Source organism: Burkholderiales bacterium (genome assembly GCA_035518095.1).
In the GTDB taxonomy this organism is placed as follows: Bacteria; Pseudomonadota; Gammaproteobacteria; order Burkholderiales; family JAHFRG01; genus JAHFRG01.
This window is the reverse complement of the sequence record DATIXX010000052.1, coordinates 1-9327: the sequence shown is the minus strand read 5'-3', so window position 1 is coordinate 9327 and position 9327 is coordinate 1. Positions and strand designations below refer to the sequence as shown.

The 9327-nt window shown below is 55.1% G+C and carries 3 protein-coding genes; 1 reads left to right on the top strand and 2 read right to left on the bottom strand.

Going from position 1 to position 9327, the window contains the following annotated elements:
* Positions 1-1234: LTA synthase family protein (locus VLV32_09055; protein ID HUL42034.1), on the top strand; the 1234-nt coding region annotated here is incomplete at its 5' end.
* 103 nt (positions 1235-1337) lie between these two features.
* Here the strand turns inward: VLV32_09055 and VLV32_09050 are convergent.
* Together VLV32_09050 and VLV32_09045 are read right to left on the bottom strand one after the other, a co-directional pair.
* Complete coding sequence (locus VLV32_09050) at positions 1338-2687, bottom strand: aminotransferase class I/II-fold pyridoxal phosphate-dependent enzyme (GenBank protein HUL42033.1); 1350 nt, start codon at positions 2685-2687, stop codon at positions 1338-1340.
* 1 nt (position 2688) lies between these two features.
* Positions 2689-9291 carry a type I polyketide synthase gene (locus tag VLV32_09045; protein HUL42032.1) on the bottom strand — a complete coding sequence of 2201 codons (6603 nt, stop codon included), beginning with the start codon at positions 9289-9291 and terminating at the stop codon, positions 2689-2691.
* Positions 9292-9327: the final 36 nt, after the last annotated feature.

The window sequence follows — 9327 nt, the reverse complement described above, 5'->3', positions numbered from 1 at the left end:
GCCATTTTTTGGAATAGGGCGCGCGCTGCTCGGGTTCGCTGCTTTTATCCTGTCGCTTTATCTTGGGTTCACGCTCGAAACCAGTCTGCTTTCTAAGGCCGGCTTTTTAGAATTTGGAGTAGGCGTGGCACTTTTGCTTGGGCTAGGAGCCGGCGTGCTGTGGGTCGGGACGCGACGCACGCTGCCAATAACCTTCGATCCGGCTGAGGATCTTCGGCAATTTGGATTACTGGCCAGTTTGTGGGGCTACGCCCTGGCAGAGCAGAGGAAGCCTGCATTTCCGCCTGCCTCGCAAATTTTCGCTTCAAGAGCCACCCACTTTATTGGCGGTCGGCCGCATATTGTGGCGGTGCAGAGCGAATCGTTTTTTGATGCCCGCAGGCTGTTCCCCGGAATAAATTCGGCGGTGCTAAGACAGTTTGATGACATCCGGAAAACGGCTGTGCAATTCGGGCGACTGGAGGTGCCGGCCTGGGGCGCAAACACGGTACGCACGGAGTTCGCATTTCTTTCCGGATTGAGCGAGCGGCAACTGAACGGCCACCGATTCAATCCTTATCGCAAACTCGGTATGCAAGGAGTTCCCACAATTGCCGGTTTTTTGAAACGTGTCGGCTACCGGACAGTGTGCGTGCATCCCTATGCGGCGACTTTTTATCGTCGCGACCGGGTTCTGCCGGCTCTCGGTTTCGACCAGTTCATCGATGTTCGCGATTTCCTTGAAGCTGAAAAGTGCGGGCCATTCATCGGTGATGTGGCGGTAGCGGAAAAGGTTCGCTCGCTATTGGGACCCTTCAGCCAGCCTACTTTTATATTTGTCATCACCATGGAAAATCACGGTCCCCTGCATTTGGAACAGGTGGCAGCGAATGACGTGCAACGCCTTTACGCTGCGCCTCCGCCGGCGGGTTTTGAAGATCTTACGATTTACTTGCGGCATCTGAGCAACGCGGATCAGATGATCAGAATGCTTCGCGAGCACCTGGAACAGTTGTCGGCGGGCGGCTGGCTGTGCTGGTACGGGGATCATGTACCCATCATGCCAAGCGTGTATCAGGCGCGAGATTTTTCCGACGCGCGAACCGATTATTTTATTTGGGGCAGAGGGAAGAATCCGGAGACGACGTTGCCGGCCGATATCAGGGTGGAGGACCTGAGCGGTTTATTGCTCGAAAAAGCAGGGCTTATGGCGTCGCGCCGAATCGGCGAAGCGTCGAAAACGCTTTCATCTTAGCGCCGTATGATTGATGATGTTCCGCTGTGCAAAAAACAGGTGCGTAACCGGCGGTTGTGTTCAGGGCGGGTTTAGTTCCGAGCCAAAACTTTATTACCGGCCATCAAAGCTTAGCGGATTCGCGGACGAGCGCTTGAACCGTGCGTTCAAGTTGATCTTCGGTGTGCTGGCAATTAATGAAAAAGCGCAGGCGGGCGGATTTCTCGGGAACGGCTGGATACAGAATAGGCTGCACGTTAATGCCTTGTTCAAAGAGCGCCTGGGATAAGCGTGTCGCCATGACCGAACTGCCCGTGATGGCGGGAACAATGGCCAATCCCATGCTCGATCCGGTATTGATGCCGGCGGCGCGCGCGCGGTCTCTGAAAAATCGGCCTCGTAGTTGCAAGGTTTTTACGCGCGCGGGCTCTTGCAGCAAGCGCTCAAGTGCGGCCGCCGATGCTGCGGCCACGGGCGGCGACATCCCGACGCTGTAGAGAAATCCGGGTGCCAAAAACTTCAGATTCTCAACCAGCGCCGTTTCGCCGGCAATGAAACCGCCGCAGCCGGCCAGGGCTTTGCTGAGGGTGCCCATCCAGATGTCAACGTCGCTGCCCTGCAAGTGAAAATGCTGCCTGATGCCTAACCCCGTTTCCCCCATCACACCGAAAGAGTGAGCTTCGTCCACCATCAGAAAACTAAAATGTTTGCGCTTAATTTCGATGAACCGCGGCAAGTCGGGGTAGTCTCCTTCCATGCTGTAGATACCCTCAATGACGATCAGGACGCGCTCAAAATTGCGGCGCTGATCGGAGAGCATGGTGTCAAGCGTTTTCCAGTCGTTGTGCGGAAATGAGAGGCGCTGGGCACCCGAAAGCTCTATCCCTTGGACTACGCTGTTGTGGACCAGCGCATCGTGCAGGATGAGATCCTTCGGTCCGAACAGGTAGCCAATTGCCGTGACATTGGTCGCGTGCCCGCTGACAAACACTACGCAGTCATCGACGCCATATGTTTCGGCGAGAAGGTGCTCCAGTTTGCGATGGACCGGGCGCTCCCCGGAGACGGAACGGCTCGCAGAAACAGAAGTTCCATAACGATCAGCGGCCGCCTTCGCGGCCTCGGTGACATAAGGATCGCCGGAAAAACCAAGATAGTTATAACTGGCGAAATTGATATACTCGCGTCCCTCGATTCGCGTTGTGGCGCCAGCGGTGCCGTCATGCATTCTGAAAAACGGGCTGGCAATGCCGAGCTTTGAGGCGCCTTCATTGATGATGCGCAACTGTTGATAACCCGGATGAAACTGAAACCGGTAATACTGTTCCGGGATGGTTCCATTGAGAGCGGTCTCTTGACTGGATCGCGGCGGCGGGTCCGGTTGGTCCCTCTCGCGCAGCCGGCGCTCCAAGGCCCGCTGGATAAGTTTCTCTTTTACCTGCGCGGTCAATTCCGGAAAGCCTTTGCGCGTCATATTAGTGAATCATTCTTGATGTATTCGCTAATTCGCCAGATTGTACTGCCTGTGCCACTTGATCGATCGTTTCTTTATCAACATCCGCGACATGCTGGCTGGCAACTTGTTCAACTGTGGAGCGTATTGCTGCGGCGGGTTCGGTTTCACCGTTACCTTGCGGGCTCGTCAACTGAACAATGATTTTTTCAGACAGTTTGGCAATGGTCGGGCTTTCGCTCAGGACCAAGGTCGGGAGATTGACGCCAAAGCGTGCTTCAATGGCGGTTACCAGTTCCACGCCCATCAGGGAATCGAGGCCTAAATCGTAAACCGATTTGTTCTCGTCGATTTTTTCCGCAGAAATCTGCAGAATCTCTCCAACTTCCCTTTTCAGCATTTTAATGAAGACAGCGCCGAGTTCCTCTTTGCCCAGTTCCGTCAGAAGACGCTGGACATTTTCGGTGTCGCTATCCGTGGCGGCCGAACTCTTGGCATTGCGGGATATTTCGCAGTATCTCGGTGCGTGGGCGGTGGGAAGGGAGCGGCTCAAGGTCGTCCAGTCCAGCTCGAGTACGCCTAGGCCCGAGCGGTTTTCAAGCAACAGGGATTCCAACGTATCCAACGCAAGTTCTGAAGTAAGCATGCGACCGCCCATGCGCGCCTCCAGCGCCTTCTTGATTTGTTCGTTGCGCGCCAGAAACCCGACGTCGCCGATGGCACCCCAACGCACACACAATGCCGGCAAACCGGCGGCGCGGCGCGACTGGGCGAGGGCTTCAAGATAGCTGTTGGCAGCCACGTAGTTTCCTTGGCCGGGGTTGCCAAACAGCGTGGTTGCGGATGAAAACAAGACAAAAAAGTCCAAATCCAAACCGCGGGTCAGTTGATGCAGATATTGGGCACCCAGAATTTTGGGCGCTAAGACTGCGTGAATCTGTTCGCGACTCATATTTCGGATCAGTCCGTCCTCGATCACCATGGCCGCGTGGAACAAGCCGCGCAACGGAGGCATGGTGGCACGGATTTCTGAAAGCAAGGCGGAAAGCGCGTTTTTGTCCGTAACATCGCACGAGACCGCGTGGACCTCAACGCCGAGCGCGCGTAGTGTGGCGATGGCTGCCTGCGCTTCGGGTAGAACAGGACCTCTGCGGCTCACGAGCACCAGATGGCGAGCCCCCTTGCCGGTCAACCATTCGGCGGTTTTCAGGCCAAATCCGCTTAGGCCGCCGGTAACGAGATAAGTGGCGGTCGCCGGCAAGTGCAGTTTGCGTTTCGTCGGGTGCGAGGACTGTTGAGAAACGATGCCATTGCGGTAAGTGACGGTGATCTTTCCAATGTGCCGGGATTGCCGCATGTAGCGAAAGGCATCGACAATCTCTGCGGCGTCGAAGGCATGATACGGGAGCGGGTGCAATACTTTGTCGTTGAATAGTGCGATGACCTCGCGGAACACATCTTGCGTCAGATCAGGACGTGCTTGCATCAATTGATCAATGTCAATGCCGAAATAGCTGATATTGTTTCTAAAGGGACGCAGCCCGATCTTCGTGTTATCCAGGAAATCGCGCTTACCGAGTTCGAGGAAGCGCCCGAAGGGCTTGAGTACCTGTAAGTTCCGATTGATTGCCTCGCCCGAAAGACAGTTAAGCACGACATCGACGCCTTTTCCGCCTGTAATCGCCAGTATTTCGTCGCCGAAAGCCAGAGTGCGAGAGCTAAAAGTGCAATCCGCTCCAAACAGTTTGAGAAAATCCGTTTTTTCCGTGGAACCTGCCGAAGCGAATATTTCCGCCCCGCGCCATTTCGCAATCTGCATGGCAGCGATACCAACGCCGCCGGCCGCACCGTGTATCAGAATTTTTTCTCCCTCTTGCAAGCGGGCCAGATGGTGCAGCGCGTAGTAGGCAGTCAGGAAGACGCAGGGAATAGTGGCAGCCGCTTCGAATGAGACGCCGGACGGCTTGAGTACTGTCGCCGAGGCTTTGGCGATAGCACGGTTGCCAAAACAGGCCGGCCCAAACGAGATTACTTTATCTCCCGGCGCGAAACCCTGCACTTTGGCGCCCACTCGGTTAATGATGCCAGACATTTCCAGACCCAGCGTGTGACCGGCAAAACCGTTTTCCACCGCTTCGTCAGAAAGCAGGCCCTGGGCGTACATGACATCCCGGAAATTCAGACCCGTGGCATGCACGTCAATTTCAATCTCGTCTTCAGCCGGTGAAACGCGCGGATGGGATTCCCAGCGAAGATTGCGCAACTGGCCCGGAGATTGCATTCCCAAGCGCACGGTACTCGACGGCATGGAATTACGGGCAAACATGACTTTCCCATCTGCATGAGCCTCAACACGCAGGCGTGGAACGAAGCGCTCTCCCTTGCCATTAAGGGCAATCTCAGTCTCGGCATCCGGATAGCGCAGTTCTCTTTCCAGTGCGCTCACCATGTGCTCTATTGCTTCGGGCTGTGCAAGATCGATGAGACGGATGGCATTGCCGGATGCTTCATTCATCAAGGTGCGGCCAAAGCCTCGCAGCGCAGAGTCAATTCCGTCATGGATTCGAAATACACGCGGCGTTTGCTCATCGCCTGATTGCAGGCTTTCCGATGTGCGAGTTGTAAATAGCCAGCAGGTAGCGGTCGTGTTGGTGGCCTCACAAGCTTGAATGATGGCGGCCGTAATTGCGCAGCGATCGACTTGCCGAGTAAGTATGGAATTTGATTCTTCGTCTGCAAACGACCTATTAAGCCCAATTAGATGAATAATTGCATCGATTCGGCCAAAACTGTTGCGGGCTTGAATTAGTAATGCGCCGACGTGATCGGGATTGCATGGATCGAGCCGGTAATTCGTTTTGCTCAGCGCATGCAATTCGCCGCCCGGGGTAACGCAAATAATGTTATCCCCATTTTTTTCGAGTTGTTTTGACAGTAGCTGCGAGAGTTGTTCCGAATAGCCATCCGTGTCGGCAAGCACGATCCAGGTCCGCGCCGGCGGTGAGTCGACGTCGACTGGGCTTTTTTCAGTCGTCGCGCCTTGCGCCAATAACAAATACGGACCCACGCTTGCGCCCGGGAAGAGCTCCAGCCGGTTCACATTGCAAAATCCCATTTCCAGGAGTTCGTGCTGCCATCTTTTCGCGCTGCCATGCCGGCGAGTCCAAGCGCCTGATGCGCTTTCTACCCACCACGAAGCTTGCGCGCCAAACACGAAATCTGTCCAACGCGAGGGGTGCTGCCCAACAAGGATGACCGTACCGCCAAGCTTAAGCATGCGTTTTACACAATCTAGAACTTCCAGTGTAGAAACACTAGTGGTGGAGTCATTGGTGATGATGGCTAGATCGAAACGCTCGTTACTCGAATCGTTTTTTGCGGCTCTGAAAGCATCCAGGTCAAGGTGTTGCACGTTCAAAGACGGGAACCGATCCTGCAAGGAACGGAAATGTTCCATCGCGTCTTGCGATGGCGTTGCAACAGTGTAGCTACAGCGACTGGTCTCGATAACAGGCAGTATCTGTGAGGCATATGATTCCTCGCCCCAGCTCAATTCGACCATTCGTAGTTGCTTGCCCGCCGGCAGTTTTCCCAGCAACTGCTGTGCGACAGAAATTATTGCGTCGACGAGCGAGTGGGTACCATCCACGCCGAGAGTGTAGTGCGACGGGGCGGCCAGGGTGCATTCACGCGGGTAGACGGCCCGCGCCGCCCGACGCCCCGCCAGGATGCTTTCCAGGTGCAACCCTACACAGCCAACCGCGTGGAAAACTGGAAAATAATCCGGGTGGTCGGCGACCAAGCTGTTCCAGATCTGCTGCGGCAAAGGATGGCTATCACTCGCCGAATAGCGCCAGCCGGATTCAGTCGAGCAAATGATTTGATCTTCTTCCATCATCCCGAGCAGACGCACCAGCAGGGGAGCGGCGTCGGGCACTTTTTCGATCTGTGCCTGAATGCGCTCGCGAGTAATGTCGGTCGCGCCCGCAAACAAGGTGTTGAACGCCTGGGCGGCAAAGCTGCTGCACAGCGCGTCAAGCAGCGGCTCAATTTCCTCCGCGTAGAGCTGGCTGGATTTCTGTAACGGTAGCGTTTGCAGGCTCTTGCAAAGAGTTCCCGAAAGCTCATCGAGCGCCAGGGGAGTACCGGCATCGGGGACCAACGGATGGGGCTTGGCCAAATAATACTCGTTCAAATAACGCAACCGGTCCGCAGGATCCTTGTGCAAGTGAATTCTTCGAAAACGAGCATCCTTGACCTTGGCTACAGCCACACCGTGGTCATCGAACAAGGCGATATCTGCGGTGAGCGAATGCGGGCCGCGCCTTGTCAGTTGAGCCCAAGCTACAGCGGGCTGCGCGTTTCCGGCGCGGAAAATGAGGCGTCCCAGTTTGATGGGTACAAACGCCGCTTTATCGTCTGATGATTGCTCACCGTGCAACACGTTCATGAGCAGTTGGAATGCGCTATCGAGCAGGGCAGGGTGCAAATAAACATTGGGAAGTTCCGAGACTATTGCATCCGGTATCTTTATGCTGGCTGTGGCGGTTTGACCGTCTACGCGGCCGTTCCGGATAGCTTGAAACGCGGGGCCGTAGCGCAACCCGATTGCCGTTGCCGAAGCGTAGTGGCTTGCGCTGTCGAGACTGCGGCCGTATTCGGGCACTGTAGGACACGGTTGATCGAGAAGAACGCTTTGGGGATCCTGGAGCACCCGGCCAACGGCGTTGACGATCCACGGTTCTTTGCCAAGACGGGCTCGGCTACTGATATTGAAACTACCGTCTGTCGGGTTCAGGCTGAAGCGGACTGTTTTCGAGAGTGAATCGCTGAGCAATAAAGGGGAGCGTATCTGCAGCTCTTCTATCTCGGCAAGTTGCCCCGGGTGCCAAAATTGGGCGGCGGCCAGCGCCATTTCGGCGTAACCGGCGCCGGGAAACACGACAGCGTCGCCGACCACGTGATCCGCGAGCGTAGGGCAGAGTCTTGTGTCGATATGATTTTCCCAGGTCCATTCGCTCTCATGCAGCCGGTAGCCAAGATACGGGTGCTCTTTTTTTCGCGAGAGAAAACCATAGGACTCGGAACTGTCGCTATGCCAGTAGCGTTCCCGCTGCCAGGGATAATTAGGCAGCTGCATGAATTTCCCGCGCCTCGGAAAAAAGGTCTTCCAGTCTACGGGCGCGCCGGCGATCATGATTTGGCTCGCAGCACTCCAAACGCGATCAGGCCCGCCGTCGCCGCGCACCAACGTCGAAATGACGCGGCCTTCTGTGCCTTTGTCTTTCAGGCAGTCGTTGATATAGCTTTGCGAGATAGGATGAGGCCCGACTTCGACAAAAACGTTGAATCCCGAAGACTGAATCGAATTAATGGCTCGTTCGAACAGCACCGGTTGGCGTATATTGCGCCACCAGTAATTTCCCCCCAGTTCGATGCCGGCCAGTAGGCCGCCGGTGACCGTGGAGTAAAACGCAATCCTGCTGTTCTTGGGCTGCAAGTCGGACAGTGCTACTTGAAAATCAGCTTCGATCGGATCCATTGCCGGGCTATGAAAGGCATAATCGAGATCCAATCGCTTGTAGAACACTTTGCGATCACTTAATGCAGCTTCAAACAGCGCCAATTGCGAAGGGTCACCTGTAACGGTCACCGCACGCTGGCTGTTGATCCCTGCAACGGTCAAGGAGAAATCGAGTCCCACATTACCGAGTAACTGGCGCAGTTCCTCTTCTCCAAGCCTTACGGCAGTCATCTGTCCTTTGCCCTTGGTGGTGCCTTGAAACTTGCTGCGGTGGTAAAGCACCTTGACCGCCTGCGCAAGTGACAAAGCCCCTGATGCCCAGGCTGCTGTGACTTCACCCACACTGTGGCCGATCACGGCTGCGGGTACGATTCCCCGTTGCCGAAGCATCTGGGTTAATCCAACTTGCATTGCAAATAGTGCGGGTTGAGCGATTTCAGTCAGCTCGTATGAACTTTTCTCGCTTTTCCCAGCCAGTTCCTCCGCGACCGAATAGTCGGTATATTTCTTAAAAAGTCTGTCGACTTTTTGCACCGCAGCCCTAAAGGCAAGGTCTTTGGCCAAAAGGTGTTGCCCCATGCCTTGCCATTGAGAACCGTTACCCGTGAACACAAATACCGGGCGAGAGGCTGCCGGGAGCGAAATGCCTGACTCAACTTGAAGTTCAGGCGCGAGTCCATCCGCAAACTGCGCGAGTGACTTTGCCAAAGATTTGGGATTTGAGCCGAAAATAACCGCGCGATGTTCGTGCCAATCGCGATGCAATGCAGCGCTGTACGCGATATCGTACAAGTCTTTTTTGTGCTGCCGCTCAAGGAACATTGAATGTTGTTGAGCCGCAGCTTTGAGCGCCGTCCAGCTTTTTCCCGAAAATATCAAAGGCACCAATTCATTACCAAGTTCTGCGTGACTGTATTCAACTTGAGGCTCAGGACCCTCGAGGACGACATGAGCGTTTGCCCCCCCGAAGCCGAAGGAATTGACGCCTATGACGAGTCTCCCGGATTTTTTTAGCGGCGTGTTCTCTGTAACAACTTTGAGGTTCCAATTATCAAAATGTATTTTTGGATTATGGGTTTTTAGGTGAATGGTCGCGGGCACCGTTCTGTGTCGAATGCAGTGCAGCGCTTTCACCAT

Coding starts and splice junctions, on each gene's coding strand:
- VLV32_09050 (HUL42033.1), bottom strand. CDS start 2,687: ATGACGCGCAAAGGCTTTCCGGAATTGACCGCGCAGGTAAAAGAGAAA.